The organism is Myxococcus dinghuensis (genome assembly GCF_024198235.1).
In the GTDB taxonomy this organism is placed as follows: domain Bacteria; phylum Myxococcota; class Myxococcia; order Myxococcales; family Myxococcaceae; genus Myxococcus; species Myxococcus dinghuensis.
The window spans coordinates 118914-139766 of the sequence record NZ_JAKCFB010000005.1; the positions used below are offsets into that span (position 1 = coordinate 118914).

General features: G+C 71.8%; 18 protein-coding genes. 15 read left to right on the top strand and 3 right to left on the bottom strand.

Annotation, left to right across the window (positions count from 1 at the left end; all coding sequences use genetic code 11):
- Positions 1-169 precede the first annotated feature (169 nt).
- Entirely contained in the window at positions 170-982 is an 813-nt protein-coding gene (locus LZ198_RS09445; protein ID WP_253971568.1) for a class I SAM-dependent methyltransferase, read from the bottom strand.
- A 114-nt stretch (positions 983-1096) separates the two neighbouring features.
- Between LZ198_RS09445 and LZ198_RS09450 the strand changes: the two genes are divergently transcribed.
- Genes LZ198_RS09450 through LZ198_RS09460 form a run of 3 tightly spaced genes read left to right on the top strand, consistent with a single transcriptional unit; the run spans position 1097 to position 2991 of the window.
- Positions 1097-1471 (top strand): GIY-YIG nuclease family protein, encoded by a 375-nt coding sequence (locus LZ198_RS09450; protein ID WP_253971569.1) that lies wholly within the window; start codon positions 1097-1099, stop codon positions 1469-1471.
- A gap of 20 nt (positions 1472-1491) precedes the next feature.
- Positions 1492-2568 carry a dipeptide epimerase gene (locus LZ198_RS09455; protein ID WP_253971570.1) on the top strand — a complete coding sequence of 359 codons (1077 nt, stop codon included), beginning with the start codon at positions 1492-1494 and terminating at the stop codon, positions 2566-2568.
- Positions 2569-2622: 54 nt separating this feature from the next.
- Entirely contained in the window at positions 2623-2991 is a 369-nt protein-coding gene (locus LZ198_RS09460) for a hypothetical protein (protein WP_253971571.1), read from the top strand.
- 4 nt (positions 2992-2995) lie between these two features.
- On the opposite strand, the gene LZ198_RS09465 is transcribed toward LZ198_RS09460, so the two are convergent.
- Positions 2996-4213: a S41 family peptidase gene (locus LZ198_RS09465; RefSeq protein WP_253971572.1), complete on the bottom strand. Its 1218-nt coding sequence runs from the start codon at positions 4211-4213 to the stop codon at positions 2996-2998.
- 159 nt (positions 4214-4372) lie between these two features.
- On the opposite strand from LZ198_RS09465, the gene LZ198_RS09470 reads away from it, so the two are divergent.
- The 9 genes from LZ198_RS09470 to LZ198_RS09510 all read left to right on the top strand — a co-directional run bounded on the left by LZ198_RS09470 (position 4373) and on the right by LZ198_RS09510 (position 16544).
- Positions 4373-5017, top strand: a complete 645-nt coding sequence (locus tag LZ198_RS09470) for a LuxR C-terminal-related transcriptional regulator (protein WP_253971573.1) — start codon at positions 4373-4375, stop codon at positions 5015-5017.
- Positions 5018-5152: 135 nt separating this feature from the next.
- Positions 5153-7060 (top strand): CotH kinase family protein, encoded by a 1908-nt coding sequence (locus tag LZ198_RS09475; protein ID WP_253971574.1) that lies wholly within the window; start codon positions 5153-5155, stop codon positions 7058-7060.
- Positions 7061-7090: 30 nt separating this feature from the next.
- Positions 7091-8626, top strand: coding sequence for an AAA family ATPase (locus tag LZ198_RS09480; protein WP_253971575.1), 1536 nt, complete (start codon positions 7091-7093; stop codon positions 8624-8626).
- Positions 8623-9447, top strand: coding sequence for a hypothetical protein (locus LZ198_RS09485; RefSeq protein WP_253971576.1), 825 nt, complete (start codon positions 8623-8625; stop codon positions 9445-9447). Before LZ198_RS09480 ends, LZ198_RS09485 begins: the two co-directional genes overlap by 4 nt.
- Positions 9444-11102, top strand: coding sequence for a M48 family metalloprotease (locus LZ198_RS09490; RefSeq protein WP_253971577.1), 1659 nt, complete (start codon positions 9444-9446; stop codon positions 11100-11102). The genes LZ198_RS09485 and LZ198_RS09490 overlap by 4 nt, the downstream gene beginning before the upstream one ends.
- A complete protein-coding gene (locus tag LZ198_RS09495; RefSeq protein ID WP_253971578.1) occupies positions 11102-11668 on the top strand; it encodes a hypothetical protein in 567 nt (188 codons plus the stop codon). The genes LZ198_RS09490 and LZ198_RS09495 overlap by 1 nt, the downstream gene beginning before the upstream one ends.
- A complete protein-coding gene (locus LZ198_RS09500) occupies positions 11665-12987 on the top strand; it encodes a phenylacetate--CoA ligase family protein (RefSeq protein ID WP_253971579.1) in 1323 nt (440 codons plus the stop codon). Before LZ198_RS09495 ends, LZ198_RS09500 begins: the two co-directional genes overlap by 4 nt.
- Positions 12988-13298: 311 nt before the next feature.
- The gene (locus tag LZ198_RS09505) at positions 13299-15488 is read left to right on the top strand and encodes a sensor histidine kinase (RefSeq protein ID WP_253971580.1); all 2190 of its coding nucleotides are present in this window, start codon (positions 13299-13301) and stop codon (positions 15486-15488) included.
- 54 nt (positions 15489-15542) lie between these two features.
- Positions 15543-16544, top strand: a complete 1002-nt coding sequence (locus LZ198_RS09510) for an aldo/keto reductase (RefSeq protein WP_253971581.1) — start codon at positions 15543-15545, stop codon at positions 16542-16544.
- 1 nt (position 16545) lies between these two features.
- Here the strand turns inward: LZ198_RS09510 and LZ198_RS09515 are convergent, their stop codons facing one another.
- Complete coding sequence (locus LZ198_RS09515; RefSeq protein WP_253971582.1) at positions 16546-17334, bottom strand: radical SAM protein; 789 nt, start codon at positions 17332-17334, stop codon at positions 16546-16548.
- Positions 17335-17389: 55 nt separating this feature from the next.
- Between LZ198_RS09515 and LZ198_RS09520 the strand changes: the two genes are divergently transcribed.
- From LZ198_RS09520 to LZ198_RS09530, 3 genes are read left to right on the top strand one after another with little or no spacing between them, the layout of a single operon-like run.
- Positions 17390-18682 (top strand): asparagine synthase-related protein, encoded by a 1293-nt coding sequence (locus LZ198_RS09520; protein WP_253971583.1) that lies wholly within the window; start codon positions 17390-17392, stop codon positions 18680-18682.
- Positions 18667-19860 (top strand): glycosyltransferase, encoded by a 1194-nt coding sequence (locus LZ198_RS09525; protein WP_253971584.1) that lies wholly within the window; start codon positions 18667-18669, stop codon positions 19858-19860. The genes LZ198_RS09520 and LZ198_RS09525 overlap by 16 nt, the downstream gene beginning before the upstream one ends.
- On the top strand, positions 19857-20726 hold the full coding sequence (locus LZ198_RS09530) for an ROK family protein (protein ID WP_253971585.1): 870 nt from the start codon (positions 19857-19859) through the stop codon (positions 20724-20726). The genes LZ198_RS09525 and LZ198_RS09530 overlap by 4 nt, the downstream gene beginning before the upstream one ends.
- The last annotated feature ends 127 nt before the right edge of the window (positions 20727-20853 follow it).

The window sequence follows — 20853 nt, forward strand, 5'->3', positions numbered from 1 at the left end:
ACCAAAATTCTCGGAAACGTCCGGAGTCCCCGCATGTCGCCATGAAAGGAGTGCTGGCACAAGCAAGGACAGCGGGTGGGCATCCACCGACATCTTTCGAGAGGTATTCGGAGACCCTCGAGGGGTCATCCGCGAGGCAATCCCGCGAGTCCTCCGCGCGCGTGCGCGCTCAACGCCGCGTCCCCACGGTGAGGTAGGCATTGAAGAGGAAGACCTGGGGGCCGTCGCCCATCACCGCGGCGACCTTCTCCTCGAGCGCCCGGTGGATGCCGGGCCACCGCTCGCCCAGCGCCTGACGGGCGAGGACGACCGGCGCGCTGGAGCGGACCATCGCGTCCACCATCGCCGCGGTCGACGCGTAGTCCACCCGCGCGGTCAGCTCGTGGACCTCGACGTCCGTGAAGCCCGCATCACCCATCTCCCGGCGGCAGGCCGCGGGGTCCGACAACGGCATCATCCCGTCGCGAGGAGCGCCGCCGCCGTCCATCAACTCCGCGAAGCTCTTGTACACGACGTTCATCGCCGGCGAGCGCTCCATGGGCATCCAGCTCGACACGACGGCGCGCCCTCCGGGGACCAGCGCGCGGTGCAGCTCGCGGAAACCCCTTAGCCGGTCCGGGAAGAACATCAGCCCGAACAGCGAGAACGCCGCGTCGAACCGCGCGTCCTTCAGCGGCAGGGCCATGCCGTCCCCCGCGAGCGCCTCGATGTCGAGCCCCTCGCGCGAGGCCCGCGCCTGGAGCGCGGCCATCATCCGGGGCGCGAAGTCCACCGCCGTCACGCGGGCCCCGGCCCGCGCCGCCAGCAGCGACAACGTCCCGGGCCCCGCCGCCACGTCGAGCACGCGCGTGCCCGCCGCCACCGTCGTGCGCGCGAGCGCGTCCACGGCGAAGGTCTCGAACACGGGCATCAGCTCGCGCACGTACTCGGGGGCGACGAGGTCCCAGGGCTCCGGGCGGGCGAGAGGCGAGGCGGCCGACATGCGAGGCACTCCGAATCGATGGATATTGGCAGTCAGCAGACGCCGACCCATGACCGCAACGATACGCTCCTCCGACTCATTCCTTGCCGGGAAATGGCGCCAGAGCGAGGGGTCATGAAGAAGGTCATCTTCAAGGTCACCTATCCCAATGGGAAGATCTACATAGGGAAGGACCTCACGAACAGCATCAACTACTTCGGGAGTGCCGATAGCCGCGTCATCGCACTCGACTTCAGTGACGAGGAGCGCCGGGACTTCACCATCAGGCGCGAGATTCTCTGGGAGTCCACGACCGCCACGAACCAGGAAACAAGCCGCGTGGAGGTCCAGCTCATCCGGGAGTGGCAATCGAACAATCCAGCCGTCGGGTACAATCGCTGGCCTCGATTCAAGCCTGTACCTGCCCCATCCCACGAGGGCACATCCCGCCAGCCTCCTGATGAATCGACGGCGTCCCTCATTCGCGCTCCCCGTCCATCGAAGCAGTAGTCCAGGATGCGGCCACCGACATGACGCCCACCCTCATCACCGCCGTGAGCTTCTCGCCGTTGGACCTGCCGCTGACGGAGCCGTTCGCCATCGCCACGGGCGCGCAGCATGTCGCGCAGAACGTGCTGGTGACCCTCACCCTGGCGGACGGCACGGTGGGGTTGGGCGAGGCGGCGCCCTTCCCCGCGGTGAGCGGCGAAACGCAGGCGAGCACCCTCGCCGCGCTGGAGCCGCTGCGCGCCACGCTGCTCGGCAAGGACGTGCGGGCGTGGCGCCCGCTGTCGGAGTGGCTGGGGGACCTCCTGCCCCTGGCGCCGGCCGCGCGGGCAGGCGTGGAGACGGCGGTGCTGGACGCGCTGGCGCGGCACCACCGCGTGCCGCTGTCCGTGCTGTTCGGAGGCGCGGGGACGACGCTGGACATCGACATGACCGTGACGGCGGGCGACGTGGCGCACGCGACGGAGTCCGCGCGGGCCATCCTCGCCCGCGGCATCACCACGCTGAAGGTCAAGGTCGGCGCCCTCCCCCCCGACGAGGACGCGGCCCGGATGGTGGCCATCCATCAAGTCGCGCCCCACGCGCGGCTCCTCGCGGACGCCAACGGCGGCTATGACGTGGCGGAGGCCCTGGCCTTCCTGAAAGAGCTGGAACGGGCGGAAGTGCCGCTGGCCCTGCTGGAGCAGCCGGTGCCGGCGTCGGACCTCGCGGGGATGGCGGAGGTGGCGCGGCGCTCGCGCGTGCGGGTGTACGCGGACGAGTCCGCCCGCTCGGCGAAGGACGTGCTGCGCCTCATCCGCGAGCAGGCAGCGCACGGCATCAACATCAAGACCATGAAGTGCGGCGTGGTGGAGGCGCTGACGCTGTGGAGCCTGGCGCGCGCCGCGGGCCTGGAGCTGATGGTGGGGGGCATGGTGGAGAGCGTGCTCGCGATGAGCGCGTCCGCGCACCTGGCCGCGGGCCTGGGCGGCTTCACGTACGCGGACCTGGACACCCCCCTCTTCATCGCGCACCATCCGTTCCAAGGTGGCATCAGTTACTCGGGTGCAACATTGAGTCTGGGTTCTGACGCGCCGGGACATGGTGTCACACGGGCGTGATGACACCGGGAGACCGTGGCAGCCCACCCGGGGTGTCGCGGTAGGATGGCCTTCATGAACGTGGCCGTCTGTGTCGGATGCGGCGAAACCAAGGAGGGCGCGTTCACGCCCTGCGATGAGTGTGGGCTGGACCCCGCGCGCGCCGGCACGGACCGGATGCTCCAGGCGCGGAGCCTGCTGTTGTCGGAGCGGTTCCATTCCGAGCGCGAGCTGCTGGCGCTGGGCCGGAAGATCCACCTGGGCGAGGCCGTGCCCTACGACACGGCGAAGCTGGCGGAGCTGGTGGAGGAGCTGAAGACGCGGAAGCTGCCCATCGTCTCCTCCTCGGGGCCGGGCTGCTCCATCCTGACCTGGGGCATCCTCGGCATGATGGGCACGCTGGCCGCGGGGCTCGGCTGGTTGTGGTGGTCCGCGCGCGGCTGAGCGCTCAAGGCGCGGCGACGGCCCTCGCGGCGACGTCCAGGGCCTTGTCGAGCTGGACGTCCCCTCCACCCGCGAACGGCAGCGAGTCCGCCACCTCCACGTCCACCGGCACCCCCTGGCCCTCCAGCCGCGTGCCGTCCACCTCCACGTCCTCCACGGCGAGGTAGAGCAGAGCGCCGTTGGACAACCGCAGCGGGGTGCCCGCGAGCACGGCGCCCGCGGTGCGCTGCCCCACCAGCGTGGCCAGGCCGTGGCGCTTCATGGCGAAGGCGACCAGCTCCTTCCCGCTGCGGGAGTTGTCGTTGACGAGCAGCACCACGGGCTTGCGCCACGTGGGGGCCCAGGTGTTGCGCGTGCCGTCGCGACGGATGCCGGTGAAGGTGGGCACGGCGCGGTCGAAGAGGTTGAGGAACTGGGGATTGCATCCGCCCCAGCCGTCGCGGAAGTCGAGGACGAGCGCGTCCGCCTGGGCGAAGTCGCCGCCCAGCGTCTCCTCGAGCTTCTGCTGATGCTCGGGCCCCGCGCACGAGTAGAGCTGCTGGTAGGCCACGCGACGCCCGCTCCGCTCGACGACGCGGGAGCTGGCCTGCTGGGCCTCCAGCCACTCCCCCTTCGGATTCACGCGCCGCGGGGTGACGGTGAGCGTGAGGGGCTCGCCGCCGCGGGTCCGCTCGACGCCGAAGCGGGTGGGCTTGCCCACGCGCGCGTCGAGGGCGGCGAGCGACACGAAGGGCTTGCCCTCGACGGACACGAGCCGGTCTCCCCGCAACAGGCCCGCCTTCGCGGCGGGGCCTCCGACGAAGACGTGGCGGAGGAAGAAGCCCTCCGGCGTCTCCTGGACGTCCGCGCCGATGGAGGGGGCGTCGACGCGCGCGAGCTCGAGGTAGCGCTGGAAGATGGCGGAGAGGGCCGTGTGGCCCTGGCTGCCGCGCGGGTAGTAGGCGGTGTGCGAGGCCTTCAGCTCCGAGAGAACCTCGGTGGTACGCCGCTCGAAGTCCTCCGCGCTGGTGGCGGCGGCGCCGTAACCCTGGTGCGCCGTGGCCCAGGCCTCTGCGCGCTTCGCGTCGAAGAACCGGGTGCGCACGAGCTCGACGACCTCGTCACCGAGCTTCGCGAAGGGCGGCGGTGTCGCGGCCTGGACGACCGAGGCGAGCAGCAGGCAACCCGCCAGGAGCGCTCCGCGCGCTCGCATCCCCATGCCCCGTGGCTCCTGACGCTTCATGCGATGGGTCCTCCTTCAAACTTCTTCATGGACGGCGCCCCGCCCGGACGTGACCTGTGGCGACCACGCTAGCAGCCACGCCCGCCCGGTCGTGCCAGGGATTCGTCCGTCTCGGCCCCACGAGCGGAAGGGGCGGTGGCTGGTTATGGAAGAGGCCTCGTGTTGGACACCTCCCTCGCACCGCTTCGTCTGGCATTGGTCGCGGAGGATCCGCTCGCCCGGGGAGCGCTCTCCCGGGTGCTGGGAGAGCAGGGGACCGAGCTGCTGGTCGTCGCGGCGGGGACCCAGGCCGAGCTGGAGTCCACGCGCGGCGAGCCCGTGGACGTCGTGCTCTGGGACACGGGCCTGCGCCCCGCGGACCCGGAGGCCCGGCTGGAGGCACCGGACCTGGGCGGGCCCGTGCTCGCCCTGGTGGCGGACGAGACCTCCGGTGAGCAGGTCCTGGCGACGGGGGTGCGTGGCCTCCTGTTCCGCGACGTGGCGCCCGCGCCGCTCACGGCGGCCCTCCTCGCCGTCTCGCGGGGACTCGCGGTCTACGAGCCGGGGCTCGCGGAGCTGCGTGCCCCCGCCTCTCGCAGTGGCCCCGCGACGGGCACCCTGGGCCCGGACGCCCTCACGCCCCGGGAGCGCGAGGTGCTGGCCCTGCTCGCGGAGGGCCTGTCGAACAAGGCCATCGCGGACCGCCTCTCCATCAGCGACCACACGGCCAAGTTCCACGTGAACGCGGTGCTCTCCAAGCTGGGAGTCCAGCGCCGCACCGAGGCCGTCGTCCGCGCCGCGCGGATGGGACTCGTCACGCTGTAGACACCCGGCGCGCGCGACCAGCGTCCGTGAAGTCCACTTCCGCTGTCGCCTCCCGCATCCCCGCCACGGTCCAGCCGTTCACCGTTCCACGAACGCGGCCCCGCGCCGCGCGGCGAGTGCCCATGCATCGCAGCCATGCACGGCATGCACCCCAGACCTCCTGGCCTCACCGCGCTCCTCCCCCTCCTCGTCTGCCTCGCCGCGTCGCCCGACGCCGAGGCGCAAGCGCACTCCACGCTGTCCCCGCCCACCGTCTCCATCCAATCGATGGACAACCTCCGCCACCTGCTCCACGGCGGCCTGAGCGGTGACGCCCCGTTCACCCGCGTCGAGGTCTACGAGGGCACCCGGCTCCTCGGCACGGCCCGCCTCTCCACGAACACGTGGACCCTCCCGTGGACACCGACGCGCGACAGCCACTCGCTGCGGGTCGTCGCCTACGACGGCACGGGCGCCCAGGCGAAGGACCGCGTCGACTTCCAGCACCGCTCCGCCCTGGACGACGCGGGGCTCTACCACCGCCCCACCCTGCTCACCCTGCCCACGCAACCCATCGGCAAGACGCGCTTCACGCTCGACGGCTCGCCCCCGACGCCCGACTCGCCCGTCTACACGGCGCCGCTCGCCCTGCTGGGGCGCGAGGGTGAATCCGCCCCGCTCAGCCACATCCCCACCAACCCCGAGGACGCGCCCGCGGAGTGGCGGTGGCGCCCCCCCACGGGCGAGGTCACGCTCGCGACGGTGGTGCGCTTCCAGCAGTACGTGGGGCGGCTCCCCATGGGCCCCGTGCAGACCCGCACCTATCTGGTCGGGCGCGCGCCCTACTCACTGCCCGTCCTGTCGCTGGCCACGGCGCCCGCGAACTTCTTCGACTTCGACGTCGGCCTCTACGTCCCCGGGCGCGTCCACGCGGAGCACCCCGAATGGGAGAGCTACTGGGGCACGGGCAACTACATGGAGAGCGGCGAGGCCTGGGAGCGCCCCGTCCACGTCGAGTGGTTCGACGCGTCGGGCACGCGGGTCCTCGCGCAGGAAGCGGGCGTGCGCATCCACGGCTCGGGGAGCGCGGCGCTCCCGCAGAAGAGCCTGCGGCTGTACGCCAAGGAGTCCTACGGCCCCAGCACCTTCGACGCGCCCTTCTTCCCCGAGCTGTCCCTGAAGCGCTTCAAGCGGCTCATCGTCCGCAACGGCGGCCAGGACCTCCTCTCCACCCGGCTCAAGGACTGCGTGCTCCAGGGCCTCCTGCGCGAGACGGACCTGCCCATCCAGGCCTGCCGCCCCGCCGTGGTGTTCCTCGACGGGGAGTACTGGGGACAGCACGACCTGCGCGAGCGCTTCGACGAGCACCACTTCGCCGCGCACCACGGGCTCGACCGGGACAAGGTCGTCGTCCTGGAGGGACAGGGCACGGTGGAGGTGGGCAAGGCGGCGGACGCCATCCCCTACCACGCGCTGCTGGAGTACGCGCGCACCCACGACCTGGCCCAACCCGAGCACTACGCGCAGGTCGCCGGGCGCATCGACGTGGACGAGTTCATCGACTACCACGTCGCGCAGCTCTTCTTCGGCAACGACGACTGGCCGTCCAACAACTACAAGGTGTGGCGCTATCGCGCGGAGGACGGAGGCCCGCTGCCGGGCAAGGGCGACGGCCGCTGGCGCTGGCTGGTGTACGACCTGGACGCGGCCTTCAACCTCCCGCCGGAGAGCAACACGCTGGCCCGCGTGCTCCACGACCCGCTCATCCCCCAGCCGTTCGTCCTCCTCCTCCGGCGGCTGTTGAAGGCACCCGGGTTCAGGGCGCGCTTCCTCTCCCGCTTCTCCTGGCACCTGGCGAACACCTTCGCGACGCCGCGCGTCCTCGCGGCCATCGACGCGGCGGCGGCGCGGCTCGCGCCGGAGATGGCCGAGCACATCGCGCGCTGGCAGTTGCCTCCGTCCCCCGGGACCTGGCTGGCGAACGTCGAGCGGCTGCGCGACGCCGCGCGACGCAGGCCCGCGTTGATGCGCGCGCACCTGGAGGCGGAGTTCGGGACCTTCTGAGCGCGCGGGCGGTGATAGGCTGCCGCCCGCATGGCGAACCAGGACTGGGTGTCGCGCCTGCTCTCCGGGCGCGCGTCGGTGGACAAGGGGCTGAACGTCCACCTCTCCGAGCGTGACGGCGGCAGCCTCCACGACAAGATGCGGCAGGCGTACTGGTGGATCACCAACAACGCCGTCATCTGCCCCTACTACGACATCGAGTTCGGCTCGTCCGCCGCGCTCAAGAACTCCGCCGGGGACGAGCTGCACCTGCCCGAGGACATGAGCTACAGCTCGTTCGTCCTCATCCCCCTGCTCACCCTCTTCACCTGCCGGCGCGCGCTGCTCATCGGCGGGCCGGGGCGCGGGAAGACGACGTCCGCCATCCTCATGGCCCTGCTGTCCGGCATGAGCCGCGAGGACATCCACCGCTCCATCCAGCGCGGCCACCCCCAGCTGTCCATCGCGGACCTGCTCGGCGCGCCGCTGCCCTCCGACATGCTCAAGGCGGAGGACCTGTCCGCCGTGAAGGTGAGCTGGCGCAAGTGGATCACCCAACGGGTGAAGATCATCGACGAGTACAACCGCATCCCCACCAAGACGCAGTCCGCGCTCCTGTCCCTCATGGCCGAGGGCTACGCGGAGATGATGGACCAGTACGTCTACGCGGGGCGCTCGTCCTGGTTCCTCACCGCCAACGACGACCAGGGCGGCGGCACCTTCCAGGTCATCGAGGCGCTCAAGGACCGGCTCGACGTCGTGGTGCGCGCCGTGCCCTTCAACTCGAACTTCATCGACACGCTGCTCCAGCGCATCGAGGCGGACAAGTCACCCGAGGAGCTGCTGCCGAAGGAGATCGTCTTCACGCCGGGCGAGCTGGAGCGCGCCTACGCCTCCATCCTGGAGGTGGAGGTGCCGCGCGACGTGCTGGAGCGGGTGGCCTTCTTCCTGGGGCAGCTCGACTTCTGCCGCATGGCCTCGCCGCGCTTCGAGTTCAAGCACAAGGACACGCTGAAGCTGGCCGGGCAGAGCGTGGCGGCGGTGTGCAACGAGCAGTGCCCGCTCGACAAGAAGGTCCACCTCTGCACGCAGACGGAGAACGGCGTCAGCGTGCGCGCCTACCAGACCATCCTCCACTACGCGAAGGCGCTGGCCTTCTTCCGGGGCCGCACCGTGGTGGAGCTGGAGGACTTCCGGCAGATCGCCCCCTGGGTGCTGCACGAGAAGCTCGTCCCCAACACGCGCAGCGCGTTCTTCGAGGCGAAGAACCACCGGCTGCTGCTCCAGGACCGCGTGGCGTGGATCCGCAACATGTTCGACATGGCGATGCGCCACCACGACCAGCACGTGCCCGTGCGCCGCAAGGTGGCGGTGCTGCGCGCGGAGCTGGACAAGGGCCTGTCCGGCATCGACCTGCGCACCACGGAGAAGCGCCTGGCCTCCGTCACCGCGCTGATGAACGAGCTGCTCACGAAGCAGGAGCTGTCCGGTCCCACCTACGAGGACCTCATCCACCTCAAGTCCATGTACAGCCGCTACCGCAACTACGCGACGTGGCTGAAGGACAACCCGGGAGGCACGCCGTGAGCTTCGCGGACGAGCTGGAGGCCAACGCCCGCGCGCGCTTCGTGCGCTGGAACCCGGACGTCTGGAAGGAGCTGCTCGCGGGCCCGGCCCCACGGCTGGGCGCGGCGCTGAGCCAGTCCGGCGCGCCCCCGGAGCGCTCCGAGGAGGTGCTGCGCGCGTACCTGAACCTGGGCGCGGAGGGCATCGGCCTGGGCTACCTGTACCCGGCGTCCGCGGGCCGGCAGAACTTCTTCACCCTGGCGTGGATGGACCTGGTGCCCCGGCTGCTCGCGGGCGTGCCCGAGTCCGCGCGCGCCGGCACGCTCGCGCAGCTTTGGAACCTGGGGGAGAACCTGGAGTCCACGCCGCCGTGGGTGCAGCGCATCTTCCACCGCGTCAGCCAGCGGCTCGACTCGCTGGTGGACATCGAGGAGCGCCTGCGGCGCACGTCCGCGCTGGCCATGGAGCCCCCGGACCGGAAGCTCGGCGAGCAGGCGAAGCCCGTGCTGGTGGACCTGTCGCGCGAGGACAGCCGCTTCCTGCCCGGCGCGCTGCACTTCCTGTCGCCCGGCGTGCTGTGCGTGCATGACCGGCACCGCAAGGCCGTGGCCGGACGCGAGGCGGCCACGCAGGGCCTCTTGCTGGCGGACACCGTGCTGCCCCTGGGGAGCATGGGCTGCCGGGAGGCGCCGGAGGTGACCCACGCGCTGACGCCGCAGTTGTCCGCGGTGGCGTGGAACGACCCGCGCGTGGACACGTGGTTCGCCACCGTGACCAATGACTGGCGGGCGGCGGGCACGCTGGACACCTCCCAGCACGTCGTGGTGCTCGTGCCCGCATGAAAGCGTCCGTCTTCACGCCCGAGCACATCGACCGGTGCTGGCGGGAGGCGCTGGCGCTGTGGGACGTGCAGGTGCGGCTCGGCCCTCCCGAACCCCATGCGCCCTTCCAGCCGGACGCGCCGCACGCGAACGAGCCGCTCGCGTACATCGACCTGGTGAAGCGGCAGGTCTACGTCCACTTCACGCTGCTGACGTCGATGGGGGCGGAGGACAGCCTGACGGCGGTGCTCGCGCATGAAATCGGGCACCACGCGCGCTTCCCGCACACGCTGGGTTGGGACGCGCAGCTCCGGGTCATGGAGCAGCGGCTCATCCCAGGGCTGAAGCAGTCGCTCACCAACCTCTTCTACGACCTCCAGGTGAACGAGGTGGTGGGCCGCACGCACGCGGAGGACCTGTGCCGGGTGTACCGCGGCTTCCAGCGCACGGCGAAGCCCGCCGTGTCGCCGCTGTTCCACTTCTACCTCGCCATCTACGAGGAGCTGTGGGGGCTCCCGCCCGGGGACCTGGTGCCGAAGGCGACGCTGAGGTCCATGGAGGAGGCGTATCCGGGCACGCGCGCGGAGGCGCGCATGTTCGCGCAGACGTTCTACGCGCTGCCCGACCCGCGCCTCCAGTTCCTCTACTTCTGCGCCGCGTTCATCCGCTACCTCGAGCGCCCCGACGAGCTGACGTACATGCTCCCCCTGGGGGGCGACGTCCCCATGCCGGACGTAGACGACCTGGACGGGGCGCTCCAGAGCGGGGGGTTGTGGGAGGAGGCGCTGGAAGAGGCCCGGGCGCGGGACTGGCTGGACGCGGCCGCCGAGGGCAAGGCACAGGACCCGCTGGACGCCATCGACCGCATCACCCACCACATGCCGGGGCACGAGAAGGGCCAGGTGCGCCGCGCGCTCGTCTCGCGGCACTACCGACGGCTGGTGGACCAGCACATCCTGCCGCTGCCGGCCGCGCCGTCGCGTCCGGAGCCGTACCTGCGCACCACGCCCCAGGCGTGGGAGTACGGGGACGACCCGTCCGCCATCGACTGGACGTTGACGGTGCTGTCGCAGGGACACCTGGCCGCGGTGTCGCCGCTGCGCCGCGAGCTGGAGGCGGACGTGCCGCCGTCCTCGGAGCTGGGCGTGGCGGCGGTGGAGTTGTACCTGGACACCAGCGGCTCGATGCCCAACCCCGCGCACACGCTCAACAGCATGACGCTGGCCGCGCAGGTGCTGGCCGCGTCCGCGGTGCGCAAGAAGGCGATGGTGCGCGGCGTCGTCTATTCGAGCGGTCCCCCCCTCGTGTCCCCGTGGATGTACGACGAGGAGACGGCGCGGGACTTCCTGCTGCACTACGTCGGCGGCGGGACGGACTATCCATTCGAGGTGCTCACCGAGCTGTCGCGGGAGCGGCCGGACGCGCTGCGGGTCATCATCTCCGACAGCGACTTCCTGGCGAACGTGGGCAACCCCGAGGACATGCGACGACTGGTGGAGGCCACGCGGCGCTCGCGGCTGGTCGTCGCGCTGCTGGCGCTCCCGGACGAGCGGCGCGCGCGCCAGGTGCTTCAACCCGCCTTGAAGGAGCGGGGCTTCCGGCTGGTGGTGGTGCAGTGGATGTCGGACTTCGGTCCGGCCGCCGCCGACCTCGCCCGGGCCCTGTTGGAGAAGTGATGGACTTCGACATCAAGCACATCCGGAAGCAGCTCGCCGACACGCCGCTCGTGTCGCCGTATCCACACGACCTCTCGGTGGCCATCATCTGCGACACGTTCCGGCTGGCGAACCTCCGTCCACCCTCGCGGCAGGACTGGACGGTCCTGGAACAGCGCGACCGCGGGGCGGGGCTGTGGAAGGAGCAGGTGATGATGCTCGCCCACCTCCTGACGGCGACGGAGCTGCGCGCCACCACGGCGGCGACGCTGCGCCCGAACATGGACGCCACGACGCTCCTCCAGAGGTTCTTCACGGAGGTGGAGCCGTTGACGGCGGAGATGATCCGCTCCAACGTCTTCCGGCTGGAGGAGTTCCTGCGCAAGTGGGTCCACGCCGTGGAGGGACGGGTGAAGGACGAGGCGCCCCAGCAGTCCGCCGCGCGGCTGAAGCAGCTCGACTACCGCACGGCGCTGCAGGAGATGCAGCGCGCGGACGAGGCCCGGAAGCAGGAGGTCGAGCGGCGGAAGCAGGAGCTCCAGGAGGCGGCCCTCCGCGCCACCGAGGCGCGCGGCTGGCGGGAGTGACGGGAGCGCTCTCCGTGGACGCGCGCGTGGCGCCGCGCGCGAACATCCGCCGGGACACGGCCTCGCAGCGCCCACACGTCCCGTGGGCGGAGTCCATCGCAGCGGGCCTGTCGCGGCTGGCGGCGGTGCCCCGCGAGGACGAGGCCCGCGCGCTCCTGGACGCCCGGCTGGAGTGGCTGCGGGGCGCGCTGCTCGCGTCGCCGTACTACGTGCGCCGGCTCCAGCAGGTGGGGCTCCACCCGGGCGACCTGCAATCGCTCCAGGACCTGCGGCACTTCCCGACGCTGGAGAGGACCGGGCTCGCGCTGCACTGGGGTGAGGTGTCGGCGCTCCCCTCCGAGGACGAGGGGTGCGTGGTGGTGAGGAGCTCCGGCTCGACGGGGGAGCCGGTGCGGGTGGTGAGGGACCGGCGCGACTGCCTGCACATGTGGGCCGTGCTGCGCTTCTGGCTGGAGCGGGCGGAGGTGGCGCTGCCCCCGCGTCCCCGCGTGGTGCTGCTGGACGCGCTGCCGGGAGGGCTGGAGTACTCGGTGCGCCTGCCCATCCTCCAGGACGGGGCGTTGCATCGCGTCTCCGTCCTGCGGGGTGACGCGCGTGAGCGCCTGCGCCGCGTCTCGCCCACGGTGGTCTTCTCCGATCCAGAGGGGCTGCGCTGGTGGGCGGAGCAGGACGGCCTGCCGGTGCCGGGGCTCGTGTTGAGCTCGGCGCAGCACCTGTCGGAGGCGCTGCGCGAGCGGCTGGCGCGGGTGCTCCCGGTGCCGGTGCTCAACTACTACGCGACGACGGAGACGGGGCCGCTGGCGTGGGAGTGTTTCCGGTCCACGGGCCACTTCCACGTGCTCGCGCCCGACGTGTGGCTGGAGCCGGACCAGGACGAGGTGGTGGTGACGCGGCTCCGGCCGAGCGTGTTGCCGTTGCTGCGCTACCGACCGGCGGACGCGGGGACGGTGCGCAGGGATGCGTGCGCATGTGGCTTCCAGGGCTGGACGCTCGAGGGCTTCGGTGGCCGTGGCGCCTGCGGGTTCACCACGCCCACGGGGCGGAGCGTGGATGCGTGGGCGCTCGCGTGGGTGTTCAAGCACCACGCGCTCCGGGCCTTCCGGTTGACGCAGCTCGCGCCCACGCACTTCGAGCTGGAGCTGGTGGACGCCACGGAGCCGGGTCCTCTCCGTGAGCGGCTCACCGGGGCGCTGCGCAACCTGGGGTGGAGCGACGCGCCACGCCTCGACGTGCGCGCCGTGAGCGGCGACAGCCTCGTCACCGGCACCAAGCCCCTGCCGTTCCGCACACGAATCCCGCGCGAGGGCAATCACACATGACCCACCCTGCGCAGCGCCCCTGCAAGACTTCATCGCCAGCGTCATCGCGAGCGCGGGAGAGCGGGTTGCTTCACACCCCATTGCCTGTCGTGCCGACAGCCATTCAACACGCCAACGCCTGACGCGCGTCCGAGGAGCGCGGAGCGTTCATCCGTCAATCAATTGCAAGACGGACCCGAGGCAGGGGCCTTTCGAATCGGACCATCATGAGGGAAACGGCTCGCTCCGCGGACCACGCTCCGGTCACTCGCGGAGGGGCACATCCGTCACTCTCGGGGGCGGATGTCATCTCGCCATGAGGAAGCCCCGCCTTGCGCACGCACTCCTCCCCGGTGGCCACCGCCCCTTCGCCAGACACCACCGTCCGGCCCCTGCTGTCGTCCACCTCCCCGGGGCCGCGCGTCGCCCCGGACCCGAGGCGGTTCTGGCATTCCCTCCAGAAGTCGTGGGCCGGCCGCTACGGCATCGCGCTGCTGGGCCTGCTGGTGGCCTTCTTCCTCCAATCCCAGTTGCTGCCCTTCATGTCGTCCGGGCCCTTCCTCTTCTTCTACGGCGCCGTCATGGTCGCCGGCTGGTGGGGAGGCTGGGGCCCCGCGCTGCTCGTCACCGCCCTGTCCGTCGCGGTGGTGGACACACACTTCCTCCCTCCGCGCCTCTCCATCCAGATGCGCTCCGCGGACATCCTGGCGCTCAGCGTCTTCGGCCTGCTGGCCGTCTTCATCACCAAGCTCAACGTCACGCTCACCCACGCGCTCGCCGAACGCGCCGCGCTGCTGGAGCGCGAGCACCAGGCCCACGCCGCCGCGGAGGATGCCCGCTCCCGCCTGCACACCATCTTCATGCAGGCCCCCGCGCAGATCTTCTTCCTGCGCGGCCCCACCCACGCGTTCGACTTCTCCAACGCGCAGAACAGCATCCTGCTCAAGCAGCAGGACGCCCCGGGCATGACGCTGCGCGAGGGCATGCTCAAGGTGGGAGACCAGGACGTGCGCGGCGTGCTCGACCGCGTCTACGCCACCGGCGAATCCTTCCTGGGATGCGCCGTGGCCCTGCGCATCCCCCAGTCCGACGGCACGGAGAAGGAGGCCTTCTACAACCTCACCTACCAGCCCACCCGCGACGACCGCGGCCACGTGGAGGGCATCGCCGGCTTCGGCTTCGAGGTCACCGACCTGGTCCACGCCCGCCAGCGCGCGGAGGCGCTCGCCACGGAGCTGCGGCAAGCGGAGTTCCGCACCCGCGTGCTCGCGGAGGTCAGCACCGTGCTCGCCTCGTCACTCGACCACGAGACGACGCTGCGCAACCTGGCGAAGCTGGTGGTGCCCGCGCTCGCGGACTGGTGCTTCGTGGACCTGGCCGAACCCAACGGCGCCTTCCGCCGCCTGGAGGTGGCGCACGCGCGCCCCGAGGACGCCCCCGTGGCCGCCGAGGTCATCAACTTCAACCTCATGCCCGAGGGCAACCCCCGCCACCCGCCCACCGCCGCGCTGCTGAGGGGCGAGGCCATCCTCTTCGAGGAGATGACGCCCGCGCACATCAAGCGCAGCGCCCACAACGAGAACCACGCCCGCGTCATGCTGGCCACCGGCCTGCGCTCCTTCATCGCCGTGCCCCTCGTCGTGCGCGGCCACACGCTCGGCGTGTTCAGCTTCTTCACCTCCTTCTCCAACCGCCGCTACACGCAGGCGGACCTCGCCTTCGGCCTGGAGCTGGCCTACCGCGCGGCGCTCTCCATGGAGAACGCCCGGCTGTACCGGGAGGCCCAGGAGGCCATCCGCCTGCGCGACGAGTTCCTCTCCATCGCCAGCCACGAGCTGAAGACGCCGCTCACCCCGCTGAGCCTCAAGCTCCAGGCGCTCGCCCGCGAGCTGGAGCGCCACCCGGACACCATCCCCTACTCCGTCGTGAAGGGGTACGTGGACACCGGCGCCCGGCAGGTGAAGAAGCTGGCGGAGCTGGTGGGCGACCTGCTCGACGTGTCCCGCATCGCGGCGGGCCGGCTCGCGCTGGAGCTGGAGGACGTGGACCTGGGCGAGCTGCTGCGCGAGGTGGCGCAGCGGTACGAGCCCCACGCCGCGCGCGCCGGCTCCGTCCTCCAGATAGAGGGCGGGGAGACGGCGCTGGTGGGCCGGTGGGACCGCCTCCGCCTGGAGCAGGTGGTCACCAACCTCATCGACAACGCGGTGAAGTACGGCGCGGGCAAGCCCATCACGCTGACGCTGGAGCAGGGCCCCACGCGCGCGCGCCTGCGGGTCCGGGACCAGGGCATCGGCATCGCGCCGGAGCACCTGCCCCGCCTCTTCGGCCGCTTCGAGCGCGCCGTGTCGGAACGGCACTACGGCGGCCTGGGCCTGGGGCTCTACATCACCCGGACGCTCGTGGAGGCCATGGGGGGCCGGGTCCGCGTGGAGAGCGAGCAGGGCCGGGGCTCCACCTTCACCGTGGATCTCCCCCGCGAGCACGCGCTTCCGGTTGACGTGCAGGCCCTTCCCTCGCAGTAAACGCCCTCGCACCTGGACGCCGTCGCCCCGACGGCGCGAGGAGGGGATGTCGACATGGAGACACGGACGCTCGGGAAGCAGGGACTGAAGGTATCCGCGATGGGGCTCGGCTGCATGGGCATGTCCGACTTCTACGCGGGCCGGGACGACGTGGAGTCGGAGGCCACGCTGCTGCACGCCGTGGAGCGGGGCGTCACCTTCTTCGACACCGCGGACATGTACGGCGCCGGAAGGAACGAGGAGCTGGTGGGGCGCGTGCTCGGGCCGCACCGCGCGAAGCTGGTGCTGGCGACGAAGTTCGGCATCCGCCGCGACCCGAACAACCCCAACGCGCGCACCATCGACGCCACGCCGGCGTACGCGAAGCAGGCGGTGGAGGCGAGCCTGAAGCGGCTGGGCGTGGACGTCATCGACCTGTACTACCTGCACCGCATGGACGGGAAGACGCCCATCGAGGACACGGTGGGCGCGATGGCGGACCTGGTGCGCGAGGGCAAGGTGCGCCACCTGGGCCTGTCGGAGGTGGACGGGGACACGCTGCGCCGCGCCTCCAAGGTGCACCCCATCGCCGCGCTCCAGAGCGAGTACTCGCTGTGGAGCCGCGACCCGGAGGATGGCGTGCTGGAGGCATGCCGCGAGCTGGGCATCGGCTTCGTGCCCTACAGCCCGCTGGGGCGCGGCTTCCTGACGGGGCAGCTCAAACGCTTCGAGGACCTGGAGGCCGACGACTACCGCCGTCACTCCCCGCGCTTCCAGGGTGAGAACTTCACGCGCAACCTGGCGCTGGTGGGCCACGTGGAGCGGCTGGCGAAGGAGAAGGGCTGCTCGCCGGCGCAACTGGCGCTCGCGTGGGTGATGGCGCGCGGCCAGGACCTCGTCCCCATCCCGGGCACCAAGCGCCGCAAGTACCTGGACGAGAACCTGGGCGCGCTCGACGTGAAGCTCACGGCGAAGGACCTGGCGGACATCGAGGCCGTGGCGCCTCCGGGCGTCGCCGTGGGGGACCGCTATCCCGCGGCCGCGCAGAGCACGCTGCCGAAGTCCGGCAAGCGCTGAGTCAGGCGCGGTCCCGAGCCAGCTGCGCGTGCGGCAGCCACGCGCCGCTGGCCCCCAGGCAGTAGCGGCAGGTGGCCAGCGGCGTGTCCGCCTCGAGGTAGGCGAGCATCCGCTCCAGCAGCTCCGGCGCGTCGAGCCGCACGCCGTCCACGTCTCCCAGCCCGCGCAGCTCCGGGTGCGTGGGCCCGAGCACGGTGGCGACGTGCGGAGGCCGCGTGCACGCGTAGAAGCGCCCCTGGTGGACCAGGTGGCAGCGGACCTTGAGCCAGCAGCGCGCGTGGACCTCGCGCGTCACCGCCTCCGTTTCGTGGGGCGCGTCCGGGGACAGTTGCTGGAAGGCGTCGATGCGCTTGACGGTGAGGTGGATGCGGTGGGCGTCGCAGCGCTCGGTGATGCGGGTGATGGACTTCTCCGGGAGCGGCGCGGACGTGTAGACGGAGAGGGTCATCCGGTCCAACCGCTCGTAGACCGCGTCCGGGGCGCGCTGGGCGAGGAAGCCGTTGGTGGTGACGGACACCTGCTCGGAGATGCCGGAGGCGCGGACGGCGTCGAGCACGGCGGGCAGGTCCGGGTGGAGGAAGGGCTCGCCCCCCGTGAGCTTGAAGACGTTGGGGCGCAGCACGCGGGCCAGGCGCGTCAGGTCCGCGCCCAGCGCCGAGGGCTCCACCGCCCAGGCCGGCAGGTGGGGCGACATGGGGCAGCACTGCACGCAGCGCAGGTTGCAGTGCGTGACGACATGCGTCTCCAGGGACCAGGTGAGGATGCGACCGTCGTGCAGCTCGTAATGCACGAGGAGGACTATAGCGGGGTTGCCCCGGGCCCCAGGGGCTTGAGACAGTCCGCGCGTGTCCTCCCGCCCCGGCGATGCCAGCGGCCCGCTCGCCACCCTGCCCGGCCACCGGCCCACCGGGACGTCCTCGCCCCGCCCCGCCGACTCCGTGTGGCCGTTGGCGACGGCGCTCGACCCCGACGCGGTGGCGGCCCTGCTGTGCCATGTGCTCCCCGCCGACGCGAGCCTCTTCGGCGGGGTGACGCGCGTCCTCCCGCCGCTGCCTCGCGTCCGGCGCGCCGCGGAGCCCGCCGACACCGAGGAGGCGCTCGCGCGGCGCCTCCTGGCCTCGCTCACCGAGGCGGTGAGCACACGGGTGGCGTCAGGCGTCCATGACGTGAGCCTCAGCGGCGGCGTGGACAGCGCGACCTTGTGCGCCCTCGCCGCGCGCGCGGCGCCGGGCCGCGTGCGTGCGTGGACCATGGACGTCCACTTCGCGGACGCGCAGGAGCGCCACCACGCGCGGACGGTGGCGCGCGAGGCCGGCGTGGAGCTGGTGGACATCACCATCCCGGACGACGTGCTCCCGGACCTCTTCGAGCCCGCGGTCGTGAGCAACGAGGGCGTCATCATCAACGCCCGCGCGGTGGCGAGCTTCGCGTTCTACGCGGGCGCGCGGAGACACGGCGCCACGCGACTGTTGAGCGGCGCGGGCGCGGACGAGGTGCTCCTGGGGAACCCGCGCGCGCTCGGGTCGGCGGCGGCACGCGTCGCGGAGGACCGTGGACTCGCGCGCGCCGTGCTGCGCCGCCCCCCTGTGGACGACTTGGGGGTGATGCCCTGGGCGGGAGCCCCCGAGGACGCGGCGGTCTCCGAGGAGGTCCGCCACGCCGCGTGGGTGCTGCGCGAGCTGGTGCTCCCTCCCGAGCTGCGAGGCGCGCGGACGCACGGGCTCACGGTCCACACGCCCTATCTCGACACCCCGGTCGCGGACGTGGCGCTCGCGCTCCCCGGCGCCTTGCTCACACGGGCGGGCGAGGGCAAGTGGCTCTTCCGTCACGCGGTCCGAGGACTCGTGCCCGAACCGGTGCGCCTGGCGCGAAAGACGCCTCGCTACGGACACACCGCGCTCTCCAGTCCCGTGCGGGCTCGCTGGCTGGAGCTGTATCGCGCCTGGCTCTCCCCGGAACGCCTGGAACCCCTGGGGGTGATCGACCCGGGGGCCACGCGCGCGCTCCTGGAACGCTACGCGCGCCTGCCCGTCGAGGCCCCCGAAGCCGCGGGAGTGGATCGTTTGTTGATGCGGGTGTGTTCCCTGTCCATTCTGCGCGCCCACGCACGGACGCCCCCGCCATGTCCCGAGTCCTGATTGCCACCTCGCCCGAGAAGGGCCACATCAACCCGATGACGGGCGTCGCGCAGTGGCTGCTCCGGATGGGGCACACCGTGGGCTGGCTGTGCCTGCCCGAGCCCGCGCCCCAGTTGGCGCGGATGGGCGTGGAGGTGCTCACGCTGCCCCACGTCGCGGCCGAGGCGCCCCCCCTCGAGACGGGCGGCGAGGCGCTGGCGGACCTGGTGCGCGACGAGGCGGCGCTCGGCGGATGGATTCGTGGGCTGCTGCTGGACGCGGTGCCCTCGCTGCTGGAGCCCGTGCGGCAGGTGGTGCGCGCCTTCCGTCCGGACGTGATGGCGCTGGATGGGATGCAGTACGCCGCGGTGCTCACCGCGCACCAGGAGCGCATCCCCTGGGCGGGGGTCTCCTCCGCGCTGTCCCTGCTGGAGCCCATGGAGGACTACGGCCTGCGGCGCAACGTGCGCCTGCTCGCGGAGGACCGGCGGGCCCTCTTCGCGCGCCATGGCTTCGACGCGCGCTTCCGCAACTGCGAGTGCCTCTCGCCGCGCCTCAACAGCCTCTTCACGACCGAGGCCTTCCTCGGCCCCGACGTGGACCTGCCGCCCGCCACGCACCTGGTGGGCCCCTCGATTCCGCCGGACGAGCGCGGGGACGAGGTCGACTTCCCGTGGAGCCGGCTCGGCGCGAGGCCCGTGGTGTACGTGTCCTTCGGCAGCCAGATTTCATGGCAGCCCGCGCTGTTCCGCACCATCGCCGAGGCCGCCGCCCCGCTGGAGGTGACGGTGGTGCTGAGCGCGGGTGAGCTGGCGGACACGGACTTCTCGCGCTCGCTGCCCGGCGACGTGGTGGCGGTCCCCTACACCCCGCAGCGACAGCTGCTCCCACGCACGGCGGCCTTCGTCTCGCACGGCGGCGCGAACTCGGTGATGGAGGCGATGACGGCCGGCGTCCCCATGCTGCTGCTGCCCGTCTGCAACGACCAGCCCATCCAGGCCCACTTCCTCCAGAAGTCCGGAGCGGGGCTCGCGCTGGAGCCGGGGAGCCTGACCGTGGAGACGTGTCGCGCGGCGCTCCGTCAGCTCCTCGCCCCCGGGACGCCCCTGCGTCAGAAGGCCTCCGACATCTCCCAGTCCTATCGCGCGCGCGATGGAGCGCGGGAGGCGGCGGAGCGCATCGTCGGGCTCGTCTCGTGAGTCTCCACACGCACGACTGGAGCCCCCGGCGATACCGTCCGGCGGGCGTGACGCCGCTGGAGGTGTGGAACCTCCCGGTCCTGGGACACGAGCTGTGGGAGCTGCTCGGGGCGCCGAGCCTGGACGCGGCGCGCTGGACGGGTGTCCCCGAGGAGCGGCTCGCGAACACGTTGATGCCGCCCCTCGTCGTCGCCCTGGAGACGCTGGCGCGGCGACACGAAGTGGACGCCATCTGGCTCAGCGGCGGACTCGCCTGCCTGGAGGACTTCGGTCCGCGGCTCGAGGAGGCCACCGTGGGCCTCGGCCGTCCCGTGCATGTCGCCCCGGAGCCCCGCTTCGCGCCGGTCCAGGCGGGGCTGCGGGTGCTGGAGCGCGCGGGTGCGCGACGTCCCCTGGCGCTCGACGTGGGACAGACGAGCATCAAGTGCCGAGGCCTCGGCGGCTCCCACGTCTTCGAGCGGGACATCACGGCGCTGCCGCGCCTGCTCATCGGCGCGCCTCGCCCGGAGGATGGGAGCCACGTCGTCGCGGCGGTGCGCTTCATCGCGGACGCCCTGCGCGCGAACCTGGCCCCGGACGACTACGTCACGCCCGACGCGCTCTGCCTGGCGCTGCCGTGTCCGCTCGACGAGGCCCTGCGGCCCGGGGGCTGCACGTATGGGTGGGAAGGACATGCGTCCCTCGTCCGGGACATCCTGACGGAGGCGGACGTGCTCCCCTCCGGCGTGGGCGACGTCCTCGTGATGAACGACGCGGAGCTCGCGGCCGAGGCGGCCCGTGAGGACGTGCGGCTGACACACCACCGTCGCATCCTGTGTCTCACGCTGGGCTTCGGTCCGGGCGGCGCCCTGCTCGAGCGTGTGTGAGCCGGAGGTCGACACAGCACCTCCCCGGACAGTGAGGTGACCTCCCCGAACGGGCAGGTCCGCATCCTGCCCGGTCCGCCGATGTGGCGTGCCTTCGAGGCTCTTACCTTCCTCCTCGAAAGGAACA